This window comes from Aquirufa sp. (genome assembly GCF_964796385.1).
Map to the genome: position 1 here is coordinate 78038 of NZ_CBAUBA010000005.1, position 23340 is coordinate 101377.

A 23340-nucleotide genomic window follows, 5' to 3' on the forward strand; every position below is an offset into this window, starting at 1 on the left:
AGGCCTTCGAATGAAGACCTTTTTTTCTCTGTAGCGGGGGCCAGACTCGAACTGACGACCTTTGGGTTATGAGCCCAACGAGCTACCAACTGCTCCACCCCGCGGTGTAATTGGAGTGCAAATATGCGGGGTTTTTACGGGAAAAACAAGTATCTTTGCTAAAATAATCAATTATTTCCCTATCGGGCATCGTTGTTTTAATATGGCCCATCAGCATAAAGCAGGTTTTATAAGTATCATTGGGAAACCCAATGTTGGGAAGAGTACGTTGATGAATGCGCTTGTTGGTGAACGACTTTCGATTGTGAGTTCGAAAGCCCAAACAACGCGTCACCGTATTTTAGGTATGCTTAATGGTGTACATAATGAGGATGAATACCAAATCATCTATTCAGATACGCCTGGTGTACTCCTACCTAAATATGAATTGCATAAGTCCATGATGGCTTTTGTAAAGAATTCGTTGGAGGATGCTGATGTCGTACTTTATGTGACTGATGTTTTCGACACGTATGAAGACCTTGAGTTTCTGACAAATTGGAAGGATCATACGGAAACGCCTATTGTGGTGTTGATTAACAAAATTGATTTAGTAACTGAAGAGCGCCTTCGGGAATGTTTGGATTATTGGCAAGATATTTTCCCGAGTCGGGCTATTTTGCCTATTTCAGCTCAGGAAGGGGTACATTTGGATCAGATTTTTAAACATATTGTTGATAATTTACCGGTTCATCCACCATTTTTTGATAAGGATGAATTGACAGATAAGCCAGAGCGTTTTTTTGCTGCTGAGATTATTAGAGAAAAGATTTTAATGAATTACAAAAAGGAAATTCCGTATTCCTGTGAAGTCGTGGTTACTTCTTTCAAAGAGGAGCCTACTATTTTACGTATTTCGACGGAGATTTATGTGGAACGTGTTTCTCAGCGTGCTATTATTATTGGGCATAAAGGGGAAAGTATTAAGAAGGTTGGGATTCAAGCACGGGCCGACTTAGAAACGTTTTTTGGTAAGAAAGTATTTTTAGAGCAATTTGTGAAGGTTGAGCCAGATTGGCGTGCAAAAGCAGATAAATTGCGATCATTCGGGTATTCACCTGATTAATTTTTAAGACAAATGTCAAATATTGTAGCCATTGTAGGCCGTCCCAATGTGGGAAAATCAACGTTGTTCAATCGTTTAATTGAACAGAAAAAAGCGATCATGGATAATATGTCGGGCGTTACGCGCGATCGACATTATGGTTATGGCCAATGGACCGGAAAATTCTTTTCCGTTATCGATACCGGTGGATACGTTCATGGTTCCGAAGATATTTTTGAAGGAGCCATTCGTGAACAAGTGGAATTGGCAATTGAAGAATCTGCTGTATTATTGTTCGTCGTAGATTGCCAAACGGGGTTAACTGATTTAGATAAAGATTTTGCCAAAGTATTACGCCGATCAAAAAAACCCGTAATTCTTGTTGCAAATAAGGCAGATACGCATGAAAAAGCCATGGCATCAGCTGAATTTTATGAGTTAGGTTTAGGAGATCCTTTCCCAATTGCTGCTGAAAGCGGAAGTGGTACGGGTGATATGTTGGATGTAATGATCTCACATTTTAAAGACGAAGGAATTGAAAATCCTGAAGCTGGTGTGCCGCGTGTTGCTATTCTTGGACGCCCGAATGTAGGGAAATCATCCTTTTTAAATGCGTTGCTTGGGCGTGATCGTTCGATTGTGACGGATATAGCTGGTACGACGCGCGATGCAATTCAAAACCGCTACACGCTATACGGAAAAGATTTTATCATTACTGACACCGCAGGTATTCGTCGGAAGGCGCGTATTGATGATAATATTGAGTACTATTCCGTGCTTCGTTCGATTAAGGCATTAGAGGAGTGTGATATTGCTATCATATTGATTGATGCGACAACGATTGACCCGTTAACGGGTTTAGAGGCTCAGGATATGAATATTGTCAGTATGGCCGATAAAGCTAAGAAAGGCATTGTATTGATGGTGAACAAGTGGGATTTAGTTGCTAAAGATACCAATACGGCAAACGCACTTGAAAAGGCTATCAAAGAACGGATGGCTCCATTGAATTATATGCCTGTGATATTTACATCGGTGATGGAGAAGAAGCGTATCTTCCAAGTTTTGGAAATGATGCTTCAGGTGTATGAAAATCGTTCGCAAAAAATTTCAACTTCAAAGTTGAACGATGTAATGCTCGAAGTGATTCAAAACTATCCTCCGCCAGCTTGGAAAGGGAAATACATTAAGATTAAATATTGTACGCAGGTTTCAACACCTTACCCAACGTTCATTTTCTTCTGCAATCTACCTCAGTATATTAAAGAAAGTTATGAACGGTACATGGAAAATCAAATGCGAAAAAATTTCCAACTAGATGGGACTCCCATCTCTTTATTTTTCCGTAAGAAATAGTACATCAATCGACGAAAGGCTGATTTTTCCTAATTGGCCTTTCGCTCCGATTCCATAGATTTCTTTTCCTACTTGTATGATATTGTGATAGGAGCTAGGGCCTAAGTTTTTCCATTGTTTCTTTTTCTCATGATAGGCGGCACTTTGACTTGGTCCGCTTACTAGCCAATAAGGCTTTGCCCAAATTACTTTTTCCATGTAGAAGTTGGGGGTGTTGGTTAACACTTGCCAACTATCACCCCTGTCCTTACTAGTCAAAATAGGGATATTATTTTCATTTAATTTCCGGTAATCTCCTCCTACTGCCCAATAGTTTTTTAGGTCTTTTGTCCCAATGGAAAAGTAGCCTTTTGCCTCACCTGTTTTTACTGAAGTTTCAATAAATCTCCAATCAGAGTTTAAGTCTTTTTTTTGGTAAATACGCGCTAATGGGGCACCTCCGCCAACAAGCAGTAAATTGTCTTTTTGAATAATTAAACTTGATCCACTAGCGGCAAAGAATGCTTCATTTGCTTGTAGCATGGGGGCTTTTTCTACATTGACAGGAGTGAAATTTTCGCCTTTAAAATGAAAAAGGGTTAATTTTTGTTGGACTGGATCAGCTAATAGCCAGCCTTCTTTTTTGTTGTAATCCCATTGAATACAATCAAAGAAATACCCAGGTTCCTTCTTTTCAAATATTATTTTCCAATTCTCGCCTGCATCTTGTGTACGCCATATACTGGCTTTCCCTTCTTCAGATAGTCCCGCGCTCATGAGTAATACTTCCCGTTTGTTAAGAATAACGAGATCTCGGAAGTCAAGTTTCTCTGCACCCGGAATTTGTATGAATTTCCAGGTCTTTCCAGCATCTGAAGAATGACCAAATGTGCCTTGTGTACCGCCAGCCCATATCTCTTCACCCAATACCTTTAAGGCTCTAAACGACGATTTGGTTGGTATATCAATGGGTATCCATTGGCCAAAGCTTTGGCTTACTATACCTATATAGCAAATTAGAACGTATTTTTTCATCATAAAAATAGCCGCTCTTTTCTAAGAGCGGCTTTAGATTAATAGGGTTTATTTATTTGCTTACAATAATCTTGCCAACAAACGATTTATCGCCTGCTGCTTTGATTTGCAAAATATAAATTCCGTTTGCTAGGCCAGAAACATTTAATTTATTGGTTCCTAGAGTGTTTTCTAATTTACCTGAGAACACAGAACGACCAACCATGTCGAAGATGGTTACATCAGCATTTGACCAATCCTCAAGGATTTGGATATCTATGTTACCTGCTGTTGCGGGATTTGGATAAATTGCAACACCTGAGAATTCAGGATCAACAGCATAACTATAGCTAACCGTTTTCGTGAAGCAATTCAAAGGAGTTCCTTCGATAACGTATGCATATCTTCTTCTAACCGTATAGTCTCCTGCAGTTTTAACTTTGGTGATAAACGATTTTGGAGTAAGTAACGTAGTACCAAATTTCCACTCGTAATCTCCACCTTTTCCTGCACCGTCTGAAGCTAAGAAGTTTAATGCCTTCAAGGTATAAACTCCTTCTTTAACGATGGATGCGGTAGGCGAAACTGGATTTTCTTGAACAATCACTTTAATCTCACTAGAGAAAAGAGAAATACAGCCATTGCCGTCAGTTACTTTGGCGGAATAAGATCCACTCGTTCTAACACCTGTATATACCTTACCTGTAGAAACGGTGTTTGTTCCTTTATTAATGAACCAGTTTGTTGTAAAATTGGTGGTGGCAACTAAGTTAACGGCATTGAATACATTGAAGTCTGCATCTGACCGTTGGCAGAAGATAGGAGATAAACCATTCTCTACTGCAACAGTCGGTGCAGCAGGAAGTTTAAATACTTTGATCTCTGTAGTATCTGATGGCAATGAAAAGCATCCTAAAGTATCGATCGTACGAACTGTGTAGAAACCAGCTTTTGTAATGTCAACAATCTTCGTAATCAATGCATTACTCCACAAATATTTAGTCAATTGGCCATTAGGGAGGTCAGATGATTCTAACTTCGCTTGAATTGGTTTGTCTTCGCAGAAACCTGTAGCTGTTAATGCTTTAATTGTTGGCTTAACCGGACGCTCATAATTTGTTACCGCTACTGAATCAGATAGATCTGACGTACAACCGTAGTTTGAAACATAATTCACGGATACTGATACATTGCTACCAATCACAAATGTAGGTTTCGTTCCATAATTAGGAGCCGCCACACCATTTACGAACCAGTTGAATTTCTCTGGTCTCGTAGGCTTACTCTTAGCTGCATCAGCCGGATTATACAAATAACCTTGATTTAAAACGAATGCTGAATCTTTAACTACTAGAGTAGTTGTTGCATCCAAGCAATATTTAGAATTTCCAACGATCGCTGGTTTAGGTAATTTAATATACCACAACATGATTTCGTTTGACGTTTTTGTAGGGCATTCTGCATCTTTTGGAGTCAATCGAATGAAATATTTACCACGGCTATTATCGGCAATTAATTTCGCTGTTAAAGTTTCCGTTTCCGTACCAGTAGCACCACGCGCTGCTGCGCCGTATAAACCTTTAGATTCAGCTTCCTCCATTAACCAAACTGCGTTGACATACGGACGATATTTATTGATGTCATAACTTGAGTTTATAACAACCGTTTCACCTTTACAAACCTCTTTTGTGGAAGCATCTGGTGGTCCAATTGCCGAGATTGATACATTTGGAGCACCAATCGCGCGTCTTAAGCCAAATCTAAACCCTTTTTGGGAATATGAACCTTCAAGGCCTGCAACATTATTAAATGTACATTCTGCTGAGTAAGTCCCTTCTTGAAAATTATTACCACTAAGTGTTAAAAATTCATCTCCTGCATTCCAAACAGTTCCATTTGGCGTAACCCAACGGGTTTCTCCAAAACAACCATCCGCGCGCAAACGCGTAGTACCTGTATTGGTATCATCTGCATCCGAGCACTCTAATCGCTGTACAGAAATAGTTGGCTTGTAATCACTTATACGAGGAATCATTACGGCAATTGTCACTCGTGTATATGTACCATAGCTACCATTAGGGCTTTTGCAACGGACAAAATAATTATAAGGTTCTTTGGCATCTCGTCCAAATTTATTTAATACAACGGTTTGAACATTAAGTCTGCCATCGGCACCTGAACCTGATGCATAATACTCATCCCAATCGCCTGGAGCATCCATTTCTGTTGTGCCGAATTTATTTTCGGAACGCCAATCATACGTATATGGGCTAGGGCAACCTGTGGCAACAAATTTACTCGCATAGCCGTCAACTCCGGCAATAATTATTGAGCCTATTTTACCGTCGATTTTTGCTTGCTGTCCAAATGCAACTGCGCTAGTTAATAAAACAAGGGCTGCAATGAGGTTGATTTTAAAAGATTTAGTCATTATCGTAAGAAATAATTGAGTAGATGATTTGGATTTTTTTTACTTCTAATTTTCCAAGTCACAAGTTAAAAATTTTTTTCTGATTAAAAGAAGAAATTTATCGTTAGGTCACTTTTTGTCCATTTTTTTGATCTACGGAATTATCAGAATTGACTGTCGGCATTCATGAAATATTGTTTAAATTTGAAGCTTGATTCCAAATTCAAGGGATACAAAATAGTTGAAGTAGTATTTAAGTTTTAACAATCATTGATTAAATGGAAGAGTTGCATTCGAAGTCGTTGAATTTTTTAGAAGAGATTGTTCAAGATGATCTAGCAGCTGGTAAATATCCTGATGGCATTTTCACTCGATTCCCACCTGAGCCTAATGGGTACTTACATATTGGCCATGCAAAAAGTATTTGTTTAAATTTTGGTCTGGCGCAACGTTTTGGCGGTCGTACGAATTTGCGTTTCGATGATACCAATCCAATGACTGAGGAAACTGAATATGTGGAGTCCATCAAACACGATGTTTCTTGGCTAGGGTTTCAATGGGCAAATGAATTATATGCCTCGAATTATTTCGAGCAAATCTACCAATTTGCCATTAACCTCATTGAAAAATCGTTGGCCTATGTGGACGACTCCTCTGCAGAAGAAATTGCTGCTCTAAAAGGTACGCCCACAACAGCTGGAACGAACAGCCCATTTCGCGACCGTTCTGTAGATGAAAATTTAGCGTTGTTTAAAGCTATGCGCAATGGCGAATATCCAGACGGGGCAAAGGTGTTGCGGGCCAAAATTGACATGGCGCATCCAAACATGCACATGCGCGACCCATTAATGTATCGAATTCGACATGTTCCTCATCACCGGACCGGCAATCAATGGTGCATATATCCCATGTACGATTTTGCCCACGGTCAAAGTGACTCGATGGAAGGGATTACCCACTCAATTTGTACGCTAGAGTTTGATGTGCATCGTCCACTTTATGATTGGTTTATCAATAAATTAGAAATTTTCCCGACTCATCAATACGAATTTGCGCGCTTGAATTTATCACATACTGTGATGAGTAAACGCAAGTTATTACAAATTGTCAATGAGAAATTAGTTAGCGGTTGGGACGATCCACGCATGCCTACTATTTCAGGATTGCGCCGCCGAGGCTACACGGCTGCCTCTATCCGCAATTTCTGCGATCGAATCGGTGTTGCGAAACGTGATAATCTAATTGACATTAGCTTATTGGAATTCTGTATCCGTGAGGACTTAAATAAAACGGCTGACCGCGTCATGGCTGTCATGGATCCCGTGAAATTAATTATTACAAACTATCCAGATGGTCAAGTCGAAGATTTGATGATTGAAAATAATCCAGAAGATCCTGAAACAGGTAAACGTGTCGTTCCATTTACCAAAGAACTCTATATCGAGCGGGATGATTTTATGGTAGATCCTCCAAAAAAGTTTTTCCGATTGGGGCCTGGCCTACAAGTTCGACTAAAAGGGGCTTATATTATTACGTGTGATCAATTCGAATTGAACTCCGATGGCTTTGTCAAGGAAATTCATGCAACCTATATTCCCGAGTCTAAGTCAGGAAAAGATACATCAGGTATTCATGTGAAAGGAACTATTCATTGGGTATCGATTCAGCATGCAATCCAAGCAGAAATTCGGTTGTTTGATCGTTTGCTTATCGTGGAGGATGCTGGTGAATTAGGGGATGATTTTACTAAATTCATTAATCCTGAATCACTAAATGTGGTCAAGCACGTTTATGTAGAGCCGAGCTTAAAACAAGCAAAAATTGAAGAAGCTGTTCAGTTTATTCGCAAAGGATATTTCTGCCTTGATAAAGACTCAAGTCCCGATCATTTAGTATTTAATCGAACCGTTTCTTTAAAAGATACGTGGGCGAAAGAACAGAAAAAGTAATTATTTTTTGGCGAAAAGCGAATCGACAAAAGCGGTCTTATTAAACACTTGCAAGTCGGAGACTTTTTCACCAACCCCAATGTATTTTACCGGAATTTTGAATTGATCCGAAATTCCAATCACAACTCCACCCTTCGCAGTTCCGTCTAATTTGGTTATTGCGAGTGCCGTGATTTCGGTTACTTTCGTGAATTCTTGCGCCTGAATAAAGGCGTTTTGGCCCGTAGATCCATCCAGCACGAGTAATACTTCATGCGGCGCTTCAGGAATAAATTTCTGAATCACACGTTTGATTTTCCCTAGTTCAGTCATCAAATTGACCTTGGTATGCAATCTGCCAGCCGTATCAATGATGACGATGTCCGCTTGCATATCCACAGCTTGTTTTACCGCATCATAAGCCACCGCTGCTGGATCTGTATTCATTCCATGATCAATAACTGGGATACCCACGCGCTCGCCCCAAAGTTTTAATTGGTCCACCGCTGCTGCACGAAATGTATCAGCAGCTCCTAGAACAACCTTTAATCCATTCTGATGAAACTGCGAGGCTAATTTTCCAATGGTGGTCGTTTTTCCAACTCCATTAACACCCACCACCATGATCACATAGGGTTTTTGGGTAGGTTCTGCAAAAGCATTTTCGATGTCGTATGATTTGTTCTCGTCCAACAACGCCGCAACCTCCTCACGTAATACTTGATCTAATTCCTCTGTAGAAACAAATTTATCGCGTTCCACGCGACGCTCAATCCGCTCAATGATTTTTAGTGTGGTGGCTACGCCAACATCCGATGTTAATAGAATTTCTTCTAGCTCATCTAAGACGGAATCGTCAACTTTGGATTTCCCCAAAACCGCACGGCCCATCTTTGAAATCAAGCCTTCCTTGGTCTTTTCCAAACCCTTATCCAAGGCCTGCTCGAGGTCCGCTTGCTCCTCAGGAGCCGGCTTCTTCTTGAAAAAATCAAATAATCCCATCCGCTTGTGCGTATTTTATGAGGTGAAGGTAATAAAAAAAAGTCCCCGATGAAGGGACTTCAAATATTCTAGCTAAAAATGTGCAGACGAAAAACTAGTTTTTCAACGCTGCATTTACTTCATCTTGAAGAATGATTTCTTCTTTGAAGGTATACGCGCCTGTCGTAGGGTTTTTAACCGCTTTGATGATTTTAGCGTACTTAACGCCTCCTTCTTTCTTTAGTGTTGCAACTACTTTCTTTGCCATAATTCCTGGGTATTAAACCTATTTAATTTCTTTGTGTAGAGTAACTTTCTTCAATACAGAGTTATATTTTCTTAACTCAATACGAGCAGTTGTATTTTTACGATTCTTCGTCGTGATGTAACGTGACATCCCAGGTAGCCCCGACTCTTTGTGCTCCGTGCATTCTAAGATTACTTGAATACGATTTCCTTTCTTTGCCATAATTGTAATTTGGTTACGCCCCTATTCGAAACGGACTGCAAAGGTAGAAGAATTATTTTTTTCGCCAAAGGCTTTGATGAAAATATATAGTAAAAACCTGATAAATTTTCATGGGTTTAGGCATAGGCCTCTCAAATACACCAATGAGGCTTTTATTTCTCCTTTAGTTTCTTCATTTTTGTTTAATGAATTCAATTCAATACGATTTCCGTCCGGATAATTTTCAGCTTTCAGATCCTAATCAATATGATTTGGCCAACCTGAAAGCCGAGGAGATGATTATTTCGATCGGGCCTCAGCATCCGTCAACCCACGGCGTATTACGTTTAGAAGTCATATCCGATGGAGAACTCATTGTTGACGTTGTTCCTCACTTAGGGTATTTACATAGATGTTTTGAGAAGCATGCCCAATCACTTCCGTATAATCAGATCATTCCCTATGTAGATCGTCTCGATTACATGGCCTCCATGAACTCAGAACACGCCTACGTGATGAGTATCGAGAAGATGTTATGTATCACAGGGACGCTACCCAAACGTATTGAATACATTCGTGTTTTAGTCGCAGAATTAAATCGCATCGCTTCACATTTTGTCGCTGTTGGGACTTATGGGTTAGATATTGGCGCATACACACCATTTTTATGGCTCATGCGGGATCGGGAACATATCCAACGCTTATTGGAATGGCTTTCCGGTGCCAGAATGTTATATAATTACGTTTGGGTTGGTGGATTGTTTTATGATTTGCCCGTAGGCTTTGAAGTGCGTACTGCGGAGTTAATTCCCGTGTTAAAAAATACGATTCGTGAAGTCCAACAAATCGTGGAAGGTAATAGTATTTTCATTAAGCGTACAGCCAATGTAGGTGTTTTACCCCTAAATCTAGCCATTAATGCAGGCTGCACAGGGCCGGTGTTACGCGGTTCAGGTTTGGCATTTGATTTACGGCGTGTGGACGGATATTCCGTTTATCCTGAATTGCAATTTGATATTCCTGTCGGGGCAGGTTTACACGGTCAAACGGGTGATTGCTGGGATAGAAATCATGTGCGCGTACTTGAATGCATTGAATCCATTCGAATTATTGAGCAATGTTTGGAAGCGCTAACTGGCGAATATAAGCGTACACCAGCGTTTAATCCGCAGGAATTTGTTCCGAAAAAAATACGACCAGCCGCACAAGATATTTATGTAAGGGCTGAAAATCCGAAAGGAGAACTCGGATTCTTTATTCGGGCCGATGGGAAATCAGACATTCCCGCCCGAGTGAAAGTGCGCGCCTGTTCATTTCACCACCTTTCCGTAATTCCAGATTTGGCCAAAGGGGCCTATTTGGCAGATTTAGTAGCCATCATCGGTTCCATGGATTTAGTCATGGGCGAAGTAGATAGATAATATGACACACGCATTTTTACCTGCCTTGGAGGCAGAGATTAGTCGCCAACAAATGGGTAAGGAGCCCAAAGAATTGTATGATCCAATTCATTACCTGATGCAATTGGGCGGGAAGCGCATTCGCCCCGTTCTTTGTTTGTTAAGCTATTCCTTATTTAAATCTGATTGGGAAAAAGTTGTTCCTTCTGCGCTATCCATTGAAATTTTCCACAATTTCACCCTGATGCACGACGATATTATGGACAAAGCACCTCTTCGTAGAGGCAAGCCAACCGTCCATGAAAAATGGAATGACAACATCGCAATTCTCTCGGGGGATGTCATGCTCGTCAATGCGTATCAATATCTGAATCAATGCGATCATCTAAGTTTAACTGCCTATCAGTATTTATTGACGCGTTTTAATCGGACAGCTGCGGAGGTTTGTGAGGGCCAACAAATGGACATGAATTTCGAGACGCGAACAGAAGTTAGCGTGGAAGAATATATTGAAATGATCCGATTAAAGACTTCGGTTTTAATCGGGTTATCCATGGAGATGGGGGCAATTTTGGCAGAAATGGATAGGCCAATTTCCCAGGCCTTGTACGCGATTGGAGAAGCAGTAGGATTAGGCTTTCAATTGAAAGATGATTTACTAGATGTTTATGGTGACCCTGAGAAATTTGGTAAGCAAGTGGGTGGAGATATACTAGCAAATAAAAAAACCTATTTGTTGATACGCGCTTTTGAAACTGCCAAAGGAGATCAATTAACTGAACTCACGAATTGGGTTACTAAGTCAAATCCAAATCCTCAAGATAAAGTGCGCGCGGTGACTCAACTGTACACGGATTTAGGTATTCGGGAAGAAACGGAGGCCAAAATCAATGCATATTTTGATCAAGCATTTGAAGCCGTTGAGTTACTAGCCATCGAACCGGATAAAAAATCTGCCTTAAGCAAGTTTATGGCCGGGTTGGTTGATCGGGAAGTTTAGTGTAGTTTTGTAGTCTTGTCAAAGCTTCCTTGCGGAGCTTTTTATGTTATGGATCAATCAATGTCAATTAGTTTATTAATCATGGGAATTACCGTGGCGATCTCCGTCTTAGCTATGCAAAAGTCTAGCTGGATGAGCGCAATGACCATGAATCCATATCGGATTTCCAAAAAGCATGAATATTGGCGTTTTATTACTTCCGGTTTTATCCATGCCGATTTTACCCATTTGTTTTTTAACCTGTTCTCGTTTTATTTTTTTGGGGGTCAATTAGAGTACATTTTTAACATGATATTTCCTGGATATGGGGTGGCCATGTTCGTGCCATTTTATTTATCGGCTATCGTTGCAGCCGATTTACCTACTTATTTCAAGCAGCAAAAAAATCCATATTTTAATTCTCTAGGAGCTTCAGGAGCAGTTTCGGCAGTCATTTTTGCCGGAATTTTATTCTTTCCTACCGAGAAGATTTATCTCTTTGGCCTCTTAGGTATTCCCGGATTTATCTATGCAGGATTGTTCAGTTGGTATTCGATCGAAATGGATAAGCGAGGACGCGATTATGTAAATCATTCAGCTCATTTATACGGAGCGCTATATGGTATTGTTTTCATGACACTGACTTATCCGCAAGTTTGGGTAACATTTGTTCAACAAATTAAAGCCATGCTATGATAAAACGGATCGCCATTTTAGGGTCGACAGGATCTATCGGAACGCAAGCATTAGCGGTTATTCAGCAGCATTCAGATGCCTTTGCGGTTTCTGTATTAACAGCGCAATCAAACGTGGATTTATTAGTCGAACAAGCCAAAAAATTTCATCCTAGTCACGTGGTGATTGGTGATGAGGCAAAATATGCCTTCGTCAAAAATGCACTTTCAGGAACAGATATTGAAGTTCTAGTAGGAGCAGAAGCATTGGAAGAGGTTGTTTGCTATGATCATGTCGATGTTGTTTTGACTGCTTTAGTAGGATATGTTGGTTTACTTCCTACCGTGAAGGCAATCAAAGCAGGTAAGCCAATAGCCTTAGCAAATAAAGAAACGTTGGTTGTTGCAGGGGCACTAATTATGCCATTAGCGCGTGAAATGGGCGTGCCTATTTTGCCCGTAGATTCGGAACATTCAGCCATTTTTCAATGTCTGATGGGGGAGTCGCATAATCCGATTGAAAAGGTAATATTGACTGCTTCTGGTGGTCCATTCCGAGGAAAGAAGCGTGGAGATTTAGAACAGGTGACGCGTGCGCAAGCATTGAAACACCCCAATTGGACCATGGGGGCGAAGATTACCATTGACTCTGCTAGTCTCATGAACAAGGGCTTGGAGGTGATAGAAGCTGCTTGGTTGTTTGATGTGCAAGCCTCCCAAATCGATGTGGTAGTACATCCACAATCCATAGTTCATTCGTTGGTTCAATTTGAGGATGGCTCGATCAAGGCGCAATTGGGATTACCCGATATGAAATTACCCATCCAATTTGCGTTGGGTTACCCCAATCGGATGCGTGCAGATTTTCCACGATTTGATTTTAAGGACTTTGCTTCCTTGACGTTTGAACAGCCGGATGTGGAAACATTTCGGAATTTAGGACTTGCCTTTCAAGCGTTAGAAAAAGGAGGAAATATGCCCTGTGTTTTAAATGCTGCCAATGAAGTGGCCGTTGATGCTTTCCTGAAAGATCAAATTGGATTTTTGCAGATGTCAGATTTGTTGGCAACTTGCATGGATCAGGGAACTTTTTTGCCCTCTCCAAGTTTAGAGGATTACATTAATACAGATAAAATTACACGAATAATGGCCCAGGAGTGGGTTACTAAATTAAAGCACTAGGTATGGAAGGTTTGATTATGGCAGGGCAGTTGATTTTAGGACTGTCGATTTTGGTAACATTACATGAATTTGGCCATTTTATTACGGCAAAATGGTTCAAAATGCGGGTAGAAAAATTTTATCTGTTTTTTGATTTTCTTTTTCCAATCCCAACGGTCTTAAATTTTGCTTTGTTTAAAAAGAAGGTTGGGGATACCGAATATGGTCTCGGTTGGTTTCCGCTGGGAGGATATGTCTCGATTGCTGGTATGATAGACGAAACTCAGGATGCGGCCAATTTAGCTAAAGAGCCTGAACCGTGGGAATTTCGCGCGAAACCAGCTTGGCAGCGATTGATTGTTATGTTGGGCGGTGTGATTATCAATGTCATTACAGGTGTGGTCATTTTTGTTTGTTTGACGTATTCAAATGGAAATAATTATATTTCAAAGGATGAATTAAATAAAAACGGGATTGTTGCGCTGGAGTTGGGCAAGGAAATTGGTCTTCAAACCGGCGATAGGATCGTGAAAGTAAACGGTGCGGATTTTAAGTCGCTTGCCGACTTGCGTACATCGGATGTGTTGTTGGGAGATAATTCTTCTTATACCGTCTTGCGGGGTGATCAGACACTTGAGGTTAAAATCCCATCTGATTTTATTGAGAAATTAAGTGATAAAAAAGCTGGATTCATTGAGCCAATATCTGCATTTAAAGTGGCAGCGGTTGCGGCACCTGAAGAGCCGTCCATGTTTGGTGGATCTGCAGGGGAGATGTTGCCGGCTTTTTCAGCGGGATTAAAAGAGGGGGATTACATTACCTCCGTTAATCAAACGCCGATTCATTTTTATCATGAAGCAAAGGATGCGATTTCGAAAGAGGCAGGAAAACCAATTCGCTTAGGTATTTTACGCCAAGGGAAAGCGGATACCTTAGAGATGGTTGTCGCTAAAACTGGTCAAATTGGATTTACACCTGAGTTGTTGCTCCAAATGAAACACGATGATTATAGTTTCGGAGAGGCCATGGGTATCGGAACGGGACGTGCTTTTTCTGTCATCTCGGATAATGTGCGTGGTTTTAAGAAAATTGCAACAGGCGATGTTTCTGCTTCGAAGGCGTTGAGCGGTCCCATTGGAATTGCACAGATGTTTGGCGGTGTTTGGGATTGGAATCGCTTTTGGATGTTGACAGGTTTATTATCCATGGCTTTGGCCTTCATGAATATCCTTCCTATCCCAGCATTAGACGGAGGCCATGCTATTTTCTTATTGTTTGAAATGGTTACGGGGAAACCAGCATCTGAAAAGGTATTAGAAAAGGCCCAACAAGTAGGAATGTTAATTTTGTTAGCCTTAATGGCTTATACATTTGGCAATGATATTTTTAAAGCATTTTTCTGATATTGAGAACTGTATTAATTCTTTTGATGATGATGACGACGCCCATTTTTGGGCGTTCGTTGCATCCATTCCATTCTAGTGTGGGTGATTGCATCTATAATGCAAAAGATAAAATATGGGAAATCAGCATTCGGCTTTTTGAAGATGATTTAACTTTAGGTATGAGTCAATTTACCGGATCCCCATTTTCATTTCAAAAAAACCCGCAAGTCGATCCTATTTTAGAGAAATACGTCCGAAATTATTTTGGCATTCAGGTTAATCAAAAAAGAACTACCCCTTACCGATGGATTGGCTGGGAGCCAGTTGACGATATGATCTGGGTTTATCTCGAAATTCCATCTGACCAAGAACTATCCGGTGTTTTTATTAAAAATAGCTTGTTGGCCGACTCATTCCCTGATCAAACAAATCTATTACAAGTAGTACGAAATGCCCAAAAACGAAGTTATTTGTTCCGTAAAAACGAATGGGTTCAACGGCTTGAATAGGTGAATGTCTGCCAAATGGTCATGTGGCATGAAAATTGATAATTAGAGTCCCACTTCGGGAATTAAATCGACGGGGAATTTATAAATAGTGTGTATGAATAATTCAAACGACCTTTTTAAGCATTTGCGCGTATCAGACATGTCTGATTTTGAGAATATAGAATTGATTCCGATCGGATCAGAGGGGATGGGGCAGGATGACAAAATGGGCGTTTTGTCAGAGGAATTACCGATACTTCCCATTCGCAACATTGTTTTGTTTCCAGGGATGGTGATTCCGATTACGGTAAGCCGACAAAAATCTGTGCGTTTAGTTAAGAAAGCTTATAAAGGAGATCGGACCATCGGAGTTTTAGTGCAAGCAAATAATTCCAAGGAAGAACCTCAGCCAGATGATTTATACAAAATTGGAACGGTGGGTCACATCATTAAAATGTTTGTTTTGCCAGGTGGAAATACGACTATTATTGTCCAAGGTCGCAAGCGTTTTGAGGTAAAAAATTACATTAAAACTGAGCCTAATTTAATTGCCAAAGTAGCCTATATTGAAGATACTTTTCCCAAAAAATTAAACAAGGAAAACAAAGCCTTGATATCAACTTTAAAGGAAAATGCAACTAAGATCTTAAACCTTAACCCTGAGATTCCGCGTGAAGCTCAAATTGCGCTCGACAATATTGAGTCCAATTCGTATTTGGTACATTTCCTCTCCTCTAATATTAATGCTGAGTTAATTGAAAAGCAGGCTCTTCTGGAAACATTAGATGGGATAGGCCAAGCGACAAGGTTACTGGGTCACATGCTTACGGACATTCAGTTACTTGAATTAAAGCGGGAAATTCAGAGCAAGGCTTCAAGTGATATTGATCAGCAACAGCGGGATTATTACATACGCCAACAAATCAAGGTATTACAGGAAGAGTTAGGTGTAGAAAGTCCGGAGCAAGAACTGGATGGATTGCGGGCGAAGGCAGCTAAGAAAAAGTGGACAAAAGAGGTCAATGATTTCTTTCATAAGGAACTTGCCAAATTGCAGCGTACCAATTCCATGTCCCCAGAATACCCCATGCTCATGAATTATGTGGAGCTTTTGGTAGACTTGCCTTGGTCAGAATATTCGAAAGATAATTTTGATTTGATTAAAGCAAAAAAGGTATTGGATGCGGATCATTTTGGCTTAGAAAAAGTTAAAGAGCGTATTATTGAATACTTGGCAGTTTTGAAAATGAAGGGTGATATGAAAGCCCCCATTTTGTGCCTTTATGGCCCTCCAGGTGTGGGTAAGACTTCCTTGGTTCGTTCAGTTGCCAAAGCACTTGGACGCAAATATGTCCGCATGGCTTTAGGTGGTTTGCATGATGAATCTGAAATACGTGGACATCGTAAGACGTACATTGGTGCGATGCCAGGAAAAGTGATTCAAAACATTAAAAAGGCGGGATCTTCTAATCCAGTTTTTATTTTGGATGAGATTGACAAGGTAGGTGGAGATCATCGCGGTGATCCCCAATCTGCTCTTTTAGAGGTGCTGGATCCGGAACAAAACAATAGCTTTTTAGACAATTACTTAGAGGTTGAATATGATTTGTCGCGTGTGATGTTCATTGCAACTGCGAATAATTTAGATACGATTCATCCGGCTTTACGTGATCGGATGGAAATCATTGAGGTGAGTGGATATACGATAGAGGAGAAGGTGCAGATTGCGAAAAAGCATTTGATTCCAAAGCAAAAGCTGGAGCATGGTTTAGAGAAAGCTAGTTTTAGTTTTTCGGATCAGGCTATTCAAAAAATTATTGAGGGGTACACACGCGAGTCCGGTGTTCGTAAATTGGAGCAAGTGATCGGCCGAGTTGTGCGTAAAATCACAAAATCAATTGCCGTTGGAGAATCGTATCCTGCCAAAGTTGTACCGGCTGATATCGTACGGATGTTAGGTCAAGAGGTATTTGAAAATGATTCATACGAGAATAATGAGTATGCTGGTGTTGTTACTGGATTAGCTTGGACGCCTGTTGGTGGTGATATTTTGTTTATCGAAACGCTTCTAAATAAAGGCAAAGGTCAGTTGACATTATCGGGCCAGCTAGGTGATGTAATGAAGGAGTCGGCAGTTGCCGCCTTAAGTTTCTTGAAGGCGCATGCGGATGATTATGAAATTGATTACCGAATCTTTGATCAATATAATTTACACATTCACGTACCTGCAGGTGCGGTTCCTAAAGATGGTCCTTCGGCAGGAATAACGATGCTGACTGCTATTGCTTCGGCATTAACACAGCGTCGTGTTAAATCGAATTTGGCCATGACGGGTGAAATTACGTTACGTGGAAAAGTATTACCTGTGGGTGGTATTAAGGAGAAGATATTGGCTGCTAAGCGCGCTGGAATTAAGGAGATCATTATGTGTGTAAAGAACCGCAAGGATGTGGAGGAGATTGAGCCTCATTACATTTCGGATCTTCGGTTCCATTATGTGGAACATGCGACGGAGGTTTTATCTCTTGCACTTTTAGCTGAGCAGGTGAAAAAGCCTGTTAAATTCGTTTTTCAGGAGGAAGCTAAGCCAACGGTGTCTGCTGAGGTATAATTAATCTGACCAGCTTCTAAGCAAAATTGAATGACTTTAGCTGCCTCTGTTCGCGTGAGTGGGCGGAGGCAGTTAGTCAAATCCTCTAGGGTCATCGGCCCATTTTTCAGGTAATTGAGAATTAATTTTTGTTCTGCTTCCATCCCTTCTGGGTATGCGCGACCATTTTGTTCTTTTTTACGTTGAATACATATATCGCACACGCCACAATTGATTAGTAATTGCTCGCCAAAATACGCGCTTATCTTACGTGTCCGACAGGTTTTTTGATCACGAACGTAGGATTCAACGGCATCGATTTTTGATTTACTGCGCTCTTTTTTTTGTAGGTACTCGGACCAGGAAATAGGCAGATTATCGATGTTTGCGCGTGGTGTGAGTAAGGTGAGTTTGGGTAACCCATTTTGTTTTTCGTATTCGATGATTTCGAATTTGGCCAATAGGTTTAAGTAGCGTTCGATTTCCTCGACAGGAACTTTTAGTTGGATACTAAGTGAAGCTTCTGAAATAGATACGAATTGCGTGTATAAATTCCCGCCAAACTGCCTCAATAAAAACTTCAAGAAGGATTCAAATTTTTCATTTCGAATTTGGAAGTCATAAAGTTCGGTCGCGTTTACGTGGATCTTGATTTTTGATGGGTTTTGAAAAGCATCACTCATGAGGAATAGACCTTCAGATTCAAGTGTTTTTAGCGCATAAAACGTCTCCGACGTTGGTAACTGGAATCTTCGGGCCATTTCAGTCCAGTCAAAATCATAGGTGCTTAGTTCGCCACTACCGGCTGCGATTTGCAAAAAGTTGCTCATTGCTTGGTAGGTTTTACGAAGAACTTCGGCGCTTGGAAAAGATTTTTCCCAGTTTTTCTGCAGCTCAATAAGATCATTTTCCTCCACCATGGCCACGGCATAGGCTTTTTGCTCATCTCTTCCTGCCCGACCAGCTTCTTGATAATAGGCCTCTATTGAATCTGGCAGATCCACATGCACGACCAAGCGAACATCTGATTTATCGATCCCCATCCCAAAGGCATTGGTTGCCACGATGCATTGAATTTGATTCGTGATCCATGCTTTTTGTCGGCTGGTTCGTTGGTCTGGACTCAAGCCAGCATGGTAGTAATCCGCTTTCATCCCTTGTTTTTGCAGGTAAGCGACGATTTCCTGTGTTTTTCGTCGGTTACGCGCATAGACGATGGAAGAGCCGCCCACTTTCTTTAGCATTTTGAATAGTTGGGGTTCTTTGTCCTCAACCCATAAACAGGAGTAGGATAAGTTGGGCCTGTGAAAGCTTTTTTGAAATACTTTGGGGTTTTTGAGGTGTAATTTATCCAGTATGTCTTGTTGGACTTCTTGATTAGCCGAGGCCGTCAAGGCAATACAAGGGGTAGATTCTGGGAGTAATTGTTTGAAATTGATAATCTCTAAATAGGCTGGCCGGAAGTCGTACCCCCATTGTGAGATGCAATGTGCTTCATCGATTACGAGCAGATTGATTTGCATTTGTTTGGCACGGGCTATAAACAAGTCTGTTTTAAGGCGTTCAGGGGAAACGTATAGAAACTTGATTGCTCCGTAAATGCAATTGTCTAGTAGGATATCAATTTGCCGATTTGACATACCTGAAAAAACAGCAACGGCCGGAATGCCTCGTTGGGTCAATTGATCTACTTGATCTTGCATTAAGGCAATTAAGGGCGAAATAACGATGCAAATCCCATCTTGTGCCATGGCGGGCACTTGAAAACAAATTGATTTTCCTCCACCGGTAGGAAGTAGGGCAAGGGTATCTTGTTGCTTAAGTACGGATTCGATAATCTCCTGTTGGAGTGGTCGAAAGGTGCTATGGCCCCAATAGTTTGCTAATATGTGCTGAATATCTGCCATTTGTTCGTTCAAAAATACCAAAAAAAGTGTGTATCGAGACCGCTTGATTTTATTTTAAAAATAAACTGAAGAAATATGCGGTAGAATTTATGCCAAAGCTTATTTTTATAATCGATATAAATAAATGTAGCATGTTGAATGAGCAGGATTTAGGCCAATTGAGGGTAAGGGGGATCAGTGAGGAGGAAATAGGCCAACAAGTTGGATATTTTGTAAATGGGTTTCCATGGATGGCTTTAGAGAAGTCGGCAACGGTGGGTGATGGCATAATTCGCTTTTCCGAGGTGGAATTAGCTGATTTTGTCAGTTTGTTTGAACAAGAGAGTTCCGCGCTTTCGATGTTAAAAATGGTACCAGCATCGGGTGCTGCGACGCGTATGTTCAAGTCATTATTTGAGCATTTGACGTCAGGCGAGTCCAATAAGGAATCTCGTTTGTTTTTTGAGCAAATTCAGAATTTTGCATTTTATTCAGCCTTGGAAAAATTGATTGCCTCGAGTGATGGCGAAACGGAGGTTTTAACACGTTTATTGGCTTCCCAAGGGCTTGAATATGGAGTTTTACCCAAAGGTTTATTGGAATTTCATGCCTATGGATCGGGTGCGCGAACGCCTTTTGAGGAGCACTTAGTGGAGGCGGCATTGTATGCATCAAATGGGGAGTTGGCACGTTTACACTTTACCGTTTCCCCGGAACATCGTTCTCGTTTTGAGGCCTTGGCGGCCCGTTTGATACCGGTTTGGGAGGCACATTTTGGTATTCGATATGAGTTGAGTTTTTCGGAACAAAAGCCAAGTACGGATACGGTTGCGGTGAATATGGATAATTCCTTGTTTCGTGAGTCGGATGGATCGCTATTATTTCGTCCAGCGGGACATGGGGCTTTATTGGAGAATTTAAATGATTTGCAAGCGGATGTGATTTTTATTAAGAATATTGATAATGTCGTTCCTGATGCGCTCAAAGATTCGACGATTTTATATAAGAAGGCATTGGGTGGATTATTGGTCTCCATATTAGCTAAAACAGAATCGTTTGGGAGTCAGTTGCGTGCGAATCCTTCGGAAGAATTAATTTCGGAGGCGCTTGTTTTTATGGGGACTTATTTGGGCTATGTGCCATCTCCTGATTTTGAACAGTTGTTTTTGGCGGATCAAGTTGATTTGCTTTTGTCTGTTTTAGCTCGGCCTACGCGTGTTTGTGGTGTTGTAAAGAATACGGGAGAGCCGGGTGGCGGTCCTTTTTGGTGCCCGGATGAAATGGGAAATTTATCCTTACAATTGGTTGAATCTGCTCAAGTAGATATGAATAATCTAGGCCAAAAAGAACTGTTTGCTGGATCGACGCATTTTAATCCGGTAGATTTGGTTTGCGCGCCGCGTGGCTTAGATTTATTGGCATTTCGTGATATGGCTACTGGATTTATAACGGAGAAAACCAAAGATGGTCGCGGATTGAAGGCGCAAGAATTGCCAGGTTTGTGGAATGGTGCGATGGCCTACTGGAATACGGTGTTTGTGGAGGTTCCGTTGGAAACATTTAATCCGGTGAAAACGGTTACTGATTTGTTGCGACCTGCGCACCAAAACAGGGTATAGTTTTTGAGTTTGTAAAAAAACACCTAATTTTGCACCTCTTCCAGCAGATTGTTTTGGAAGTATATAAATGCTTGATTACAGAAACCTTGTCCGGTATCCAGGCAAGGTTTTTTTATAATCAGTAACTTGATTTTAATTATCAAGTAATTTTTAATTAAAATGAGCTTTTAAACGTAATATTAAAAAAGAAGAGAGGGTCAAGCTCTACGCTGCCGGTGGTCAAAGACCACGGCAGCGTAGCAGTTGGCCAGTTTTATTTCCCGCTGCCGGGGTCTTCGACCCCGGCAGCGGGAAGCGGCACCCTGTCAACCTAACAAATGTAATATGGCTTTAGAACAAACATGGCGGTGGTTTGGACAGAATGATCCCGTTAAATTATTTGATGTGCGCCAAGCAGGGGCAACAGGTATTGTGAGTGCATTGCATCAAATTCCCAATGGACAGATTTGGGAATTGAAAGATATTTTGGAGCGAAAAGCGATCATTGAAGCCGCGGGATTAACGTGGTCTGTGATTGAAAGTATCCCCGTGCATGAGGATATCAAAACTCGTTCAGGTAACTACCAGCAATATATTGAAAACTACAAGACATCGATCAGGAATGTTGGCAAAGCAGGTTTAGACCTCGTTTGCTATAATTTCATGCCCATTTTGGATTGGACTCGGACCGATTTAGATTTCCGTTTCCCGGATGGAAGTACGGGCTTGCGTTTTGATGCAGCAGAATTTTGTGCCTTCGAATTGTTCTTATTAAGGCGCCCCGGAGCAGAGCAACATTATACATCGGAGCAAATCACCCGCGCTGAAAAATGGTTAGCGTCAGCTACACAAGAACAGCAAGATAAATTAATTCGTAATATCATCGCCGGCCTTCCGGGTTCTGAAGAAAGCTTTACATTGAAGTCTTTCCAAGAAGCCTTAGATACCTATGCAAACGTAGGAGAGAAGGAATTGCGCGCGAATCTCTATGATTTCATTCGGGAAATTACGCCAGCTGCAGAGGAGGCTGGGGTGATGTTGTCGATTCACCCAGATGATCCACCCTATCCGATTTTGGGATTGCCACGTGTAGTGAGTACCGAAAGTGATGCGGTACAATTGCTGCATGCGTACGAAAGTAATGCCAATGGCTTGTGTTTTTGCACAGGAAGTTATGGCGTCAGAAAAGACAACGATTTAGTGGGGATGGTTGAGCGATTAGGACATCGTTTTAATTTTATTCATTTGCGTGCGACGCGAAGTGATGAATTTGGCAATTTTCATGAGGCAGACCATTTGGATGGGGATGTGGATATGTTTGGGGTGATGAAGGGTTTGATCAAGGAGCAGGACAAACGTATCGCTGAAGGGAGAAAAGATTGTCGACTACCATTCCGGCCAGATCATGGACACCGCATGTTGGATGATTTGCAAGCGACCAAAAAGACGAATCCAGGCTACACGGCGATTGGCCGACTGCGTGGTTTGGCCGAATTGCGTGGATTAGAAATGGGGATACGCGGTTTTTTGAAATAATTTTCTACAATCCCGTTTTGTTTTCTATTACTAATTGTTAACTTTGCACCCCCATAAGTGTGGGATAACTCCATCTAATTGAGTTTAAACGCATGAGAGGGATTAAATGATTTTATACTTAAACAGGTAATTACGCTAAAATGCCAACTATTCAGCAATTAGTGCGCAAGGGACGTGAGCAAATGACTTGGAAATCTAAGTCACCTGCTTTGGATTCTTGTCCACAAAGAAGAGGGGTTTGTACTCGTGTATACACGACGACTCCAAAGAAACCAAACTCAGCGATGCGTAAAGTAGCGCGTGTACGTTTGACAAACCAAAAAGAGGTGAATGCCTACATTCCAGGTGAGGGTCACAACTTGCAAGAGCACTCGATCGTATTGATTCGTGGTGGTCGTGTAAAAGACTTACCGGGTGTGCGTTATCACATTATTCGTGGAGCA

The 23340-nt window shown here is 41.1% G+C and carries 19 protein-coding genes and 1 tRNA gene; 13 read left to right on the forward strand and 7 right to left on the reverse strand.

All coding sequences use genetic code 11. From position 1 onward, the window contains the following. Positions 1-31: 31 nt before the first annotated feature. A tRNA-Met gene (locus AC1W6K_RS03220) sits at positions 32-104 on the reverse strand. A 98-nt stretch (positions 105-202) separates the two neighbouring features. On the opposite strand from AC1W6K_RS03220, the gene era reads away from it, so the two are divergent. Together era and der are read left to right on the forward strand one after the other, a co-directional pair. Continuing rightward, positions 203-1105 carry a GTPase Era gene (gene era, locus AC1W6K_RS03225; RefSeq protein ID WP_481946417.1) on the forward strand — a complete coding sequence of 301 codons (903 nt, stop codon included), beginning with the start codon at positions 203-205 and terminating at the stop codon, positions 1103-1105. A 12-nt stretch (positions 1106-1117) separates the two neighbouring features. Further along, the gene (gene der / locus AC1W6K_RS03230) at positions 1118-2440 is read left to right on the forward strand and encodes a ribosome biogenesis GTPase Der (RefSeq protein ID WP_395782949.1); all 1323 of its coding nucleotides are present in this window, start codon (positions 1118-1120) and stop codon (positions 2438-2440) included. Here the strand turns inward: der and AC1W6K_RS03235 are convergent. Both AC1W6K_RS03235 and AC1W6K_RS03240 read right to left on the reverse strand, forming a co-directional pair. After that, positions 2420-3457: a WD40/YVTN/BNR-like repeat-containing protein gene (locus AC1W6K_RS03235; RefSeq protein WP_481946418.1), complete on the reverse strand. Its 1038-nt coding sequence runs from the start codon at positions 3455-3457 to the stop codon at positions 2420-2422. The genes der and AC1W6K_RS03235 overlap by 21 nt on opposite strands. Before the next feature lie 49 nt (positions 3458-3506). Further along, on the reverse strand, positions 3507-5864 hold the full coding sequence (locus tag AC1W6K_RS03240; RefSeq protein WP_481946419.1) for a T9SS type A sorting domain-containing protein: 2358 nt from the start codon (positions 5862-5864) through the stop codon (positions 3507-3509). 257 nt (positions 5865-6121) lie between these two features. On the opposite strand from AC1W6K_RS03240, the gene AC1W6K_RS03245 reads away from it, so the two are divergent. After that, positions 6122-7792: a glutamine--tRNA ligase/YqeY domain fusion protein gene (locus AC1W6K_RS03245; RefSeq protein WP_481946420.1), complete on the forward strand. Its 1671-nt coding sequence runs from the start codon at positions 6122-6124 to the stop codon at positions 7790-7792. On the opposite strand, the gene ftsY is transcribed toward AC1W6K_RS03245, so the two are convergent. The 3 genes from ftsY to rpmG all read right to left on the reverse strand — a co-directional run bounded on the left by ftsY (position 7793) and on the right by rpmG (position 9221). Beyond that, positions 7793-8773 (reverse strand): signal recognition particle-docking protein FtsY, encoded by a 981-nt coding sequence (gene ftsY, locus AC1W6K_RS03250; protein ID WP_481721702.1) that lies wholly within the window; start codon positions 8771-8773, stop codon positions 7793-7795. It abuts the gene before it with no gap. Between the two features lie 94 nt (positions 8774-8867). After that, complete coding sequence (locus tag AC1W6K_RS03255; protein WP_109324168.1) at positions 8868-9020, reverse strand: DUF4295 domain-containing protein; 153 nt, start codon at positions 9018-9020, stop codon at positions 8868-8870. Positions 9021-9038: 18 nt separating this feature from the next. Then, entirely contained in the window at positions 9039-9221 is a 183-nt protein-coding gene (rpmG, locus tag AC1W6K_RS03260) for a 50S ribosomal protein L33 (protein WP_395782939.1), read from the reverse strand. Between the two features lie 185 nt (positions 9222-9406). Between rpmG and AC1W6K_RS03265 the strand changes: the two genes are divergently transcribed. The 7 genes from AC1W6K_RS03265 (at position 9407) to lon (ending at position 17898) form a co-directional block, all read left to right on the forward strand. Beyond that, entirely contained in the window at positions 9407-10621 is a 1215-nt protein-coding gene (locus AC1W6K_RS03265) for an NADH-quinone oxidoreductase subunit D (RefSeq protein ID WP_481946421.1), read from the forward strand. 1 nt (position 10622) lies between these two features. Next, complete coding sequence (locus AC1W6K_RS03270) at positions 10623-11600, forward strand: polyprenyl synthetase family protein (protein ID WP_481946422.1); 978 nt, start codon at positions 10623-10625, stop codon at positions 11598-11600. A 60-nt stretch (positions 11601-11660) separates the two neighbouring features. Continuing rightward, positions 11661-12275 (forward strand): rhomboid family intramembrane serine protease, encoded by a 615-nt coding sequence (locus tag AC1W6K_RS03275; RefSeq protein ID WP_481946423.1) that lies wholly within the window; start codon positions 11661-11663, stop codon positions 12273-12275. After that, positions 12272-13435 carry a 1-deoxy-D-xylulose-5-phosphate reductoisomerase gene (locus AC1W6K_RS03280; RefSeq protein WP_481946424.1) on the forward strand — a complete coding sequence of 388 codons (1164 nt, stop codon included), beginning with the start codon at positions 12272-12274 and terminating at the stop codon, positions 13433-13435. Before AC1W6K_RS03275 ends, AC1W6K_RS03280 begins: the two co-directional genes overlap by 4 nt. A 2-nt stretch (positions 13436-13437) precedes the next feature. Then, positions 13438-14817: an RIP metalloprotease RseP gene (rseP, locus tag AC1W6K_RS03285; RefSeq protein WP_481946425.1), complete on the forward strand. Its 1380-nt coding sequence runs from the start codon at positions 13438-13440 to the stop codon at positions 14815-14817. A gap of 2 nt (positions 14818-14819) precedes the next feature. Next, positions 14820-15308: a DUF6702 family protein gene (locus AC1W6K_RS03290; RefSeq protein ID WP_481946426.1), complete on the forward strand. Its 489-nt coding sequence runs from the start codon at positions 14820-14822 to the stop codon at positions 15306-15308. A 94-nt stretch (positions 15309-15402) separates the two neighbouring features. Next, positions 15403-17898 (forward strand): endopeptidase La, encoded by a 2496-nt coding sequence (lon, locus tag AC1W6K_RS03295; RefSeq protein WP_481946427.1) that lies wholly within the window; start codon positions 15403-15405, stop codon positions 17896-17898. On the opposite strand, the gene AC1W6K_RS03300 is transcribed toward lon, so the two are convergent. Beyond that, complete coding sequence (locus tag AC1W6K_RS03300) at positions 17859-19784, reverse strand: RecQ family ATP-dependent DNA helicase (RefSeq protein ID WP_481946428.1); 1926 nt, start codon at positions 19782-19784, stop codon at positions 17859-17861. The genes lon and AC1W6K_RS03300 overlap by 40 nt on opposite strands. Positions 19785-19915: 131 nt before the next feature. On the opposite strand from AC1W6K_RS03300, the gene AC1W6K_RS03305 reads away from it, so the two are divergent. From AC1W6K_RS03305 to rpsL, 3 genes are all read left to right on the forward strand, one after another. Then, on the forward strand, positions 19916-21382 hold the full coding sequence (locus AC1W6K_RS03305) for a DUF4301 family protein (protein ID WP_481946429.1): 1467 nt from the start codon (positions 19916-19918) through the stop codon (positions 21380-21382). Positions 21383-21706: 324 nt separating this feature from the next. Further along, complete coding sequence (gene uxuA / locus AC1W6K_RS03310; RefSeq protein ID WP_481946430.1) at positions 21707-22897, forward strand: mannonate dehydratase; 1191 nt, start codon at positions 21707-21709, stop codon at positions 22895-22897. A 140-nt stretch (positions 22898-23037) separates the two neighbouring features. Beyond that, a partial coding sequence (gene rpsL, locus AC1W6K_RS03315; RefSeq protein WP_481946431.1) for a 30S ribosomal protein S12 occupies positions 23038-23340 on the forward strand: 303 nt, incomplete at its 3' end.

Excerpts from the sequence above, each read along its gene's own strand:
- era (WP_481946417.1), top strand. The coding sequence starts at position 203 with ATGGCCCATCAGCATAAAGCAGGTTTTATAAGTATCATTGGGAAACCC.
- der (WP_395782949.1), top strand. The coding sequence starts at position 1,118 with ATGTCAAATATTGTAGCCATTGTAGGCCGTCCCAATGTGGGAAAATCA.
- AC1W6K_RS03235 (WP_481946418.1), bottom strand. The coding sequence starts at position 3,457 with ATGATGAAAAAATACGTTCTAATTTGCTATATAGGTATAGTAAGCCAA.
- AC1W6K_RS03240 (WP_481946419.1), bottom strand. The coding sequence starts at position 5,864 with ATGACTAAATCTTTTAAAATCAACCTCATTGCAGCCCTTGTTTTATTA.
- AC1W6K_RS03245 (WP_481946420.1), top strand. The coding sequence starts at position 6,122 with ATGGAAGAGTTGCATTCGAAGTCGTTGAATTTTTTAGAAGAGATTGTT.
- ftsY (WP_481721702.1), bottom strand. The coding sequence starts at position 8,773 with ATGGGATTATTTGATTTTTTCAAGAAGAAGCCGGCTCCTGAGGAGCAA.
- AC1W6K_RS03255 (WP_109324168.1), bottom strand. The coding sequence starts at position 9,020 with ATGGCAAAGAAAGTAGTTGCAACACTAAAGAAAGAAGGAGGCGTTAAG.
- rpmG (WP_395782939.1), bottom strand. The coding sequence starts at position 9,221 with ATGGCAAAGAAAGGAAATCGTATTCAAGTAATCTTAGAATGCACGGAG.
- AC1W6K_RS03265 (WP_481946421.1), top strand. The coding sequence starts at position 9,407 with ATGAATTCAATTCAATACGATTTCCGTCCGGATAATTTTCAGCTTTCA.
- AC1W6K_RS03270 (WP_481946422.1), top strand. The coding sequence starts at position 10,623 with ATGACACACGCATTTTTACCTGCCTTGGAGGCAGAGATTAGTCGCCAA.
- AC1W6K_RS03275 (WP_481946423.1), top strand. The coding sequence starts at position 11,661 with ATGTCAATTAGTTTATTAATCATGGGAATTACCGTGGCGATCTCCGTC.
- AC1W6K_RS03280 (WP_481946424.1), top strand. The coding sequence starts at position 12,272 with ATGATAAAACGGATCGCCATTTTAGGGTCGACAGGATCTATCGGAACG.
- rseP (WP_481946425.1), top strand. The coding sequence starts at position 13,438 with ATGGAAGGTTTGATTATGGCAGGGCAGTTGATTTTAGGACTGTCGATT.
- lon (WP_481946427.1), top strand. The coding sequence starts at position 15,403 with ATGAATAATTCAAACGACCTTTTTAAGCATTTGCGCGTATCAGACATG.
- AC1W6K_RS03300 (WP_481946428.1), bottom strand. The coding sequence starts at position 19,784 with ATGGCAGATATTCAGCACATATTAGCAAACTATTGGGGCCATAGCACC.
- AC1W6K_RS03305 (WP_481946429.1), top strand. The coding sequence starts at position 19,916 with ATGTTGAATGAGCAGGATTTAGGCCAATTGAGGGTAAGGGGGATCAGT.
- uxuA (WP_481946430.1), top strand. The coding sequence starts at position 21,707 with ATGGCTTTAGAACAAACATGGCGGTGGTTTGGACAGAATGATCCCGTT.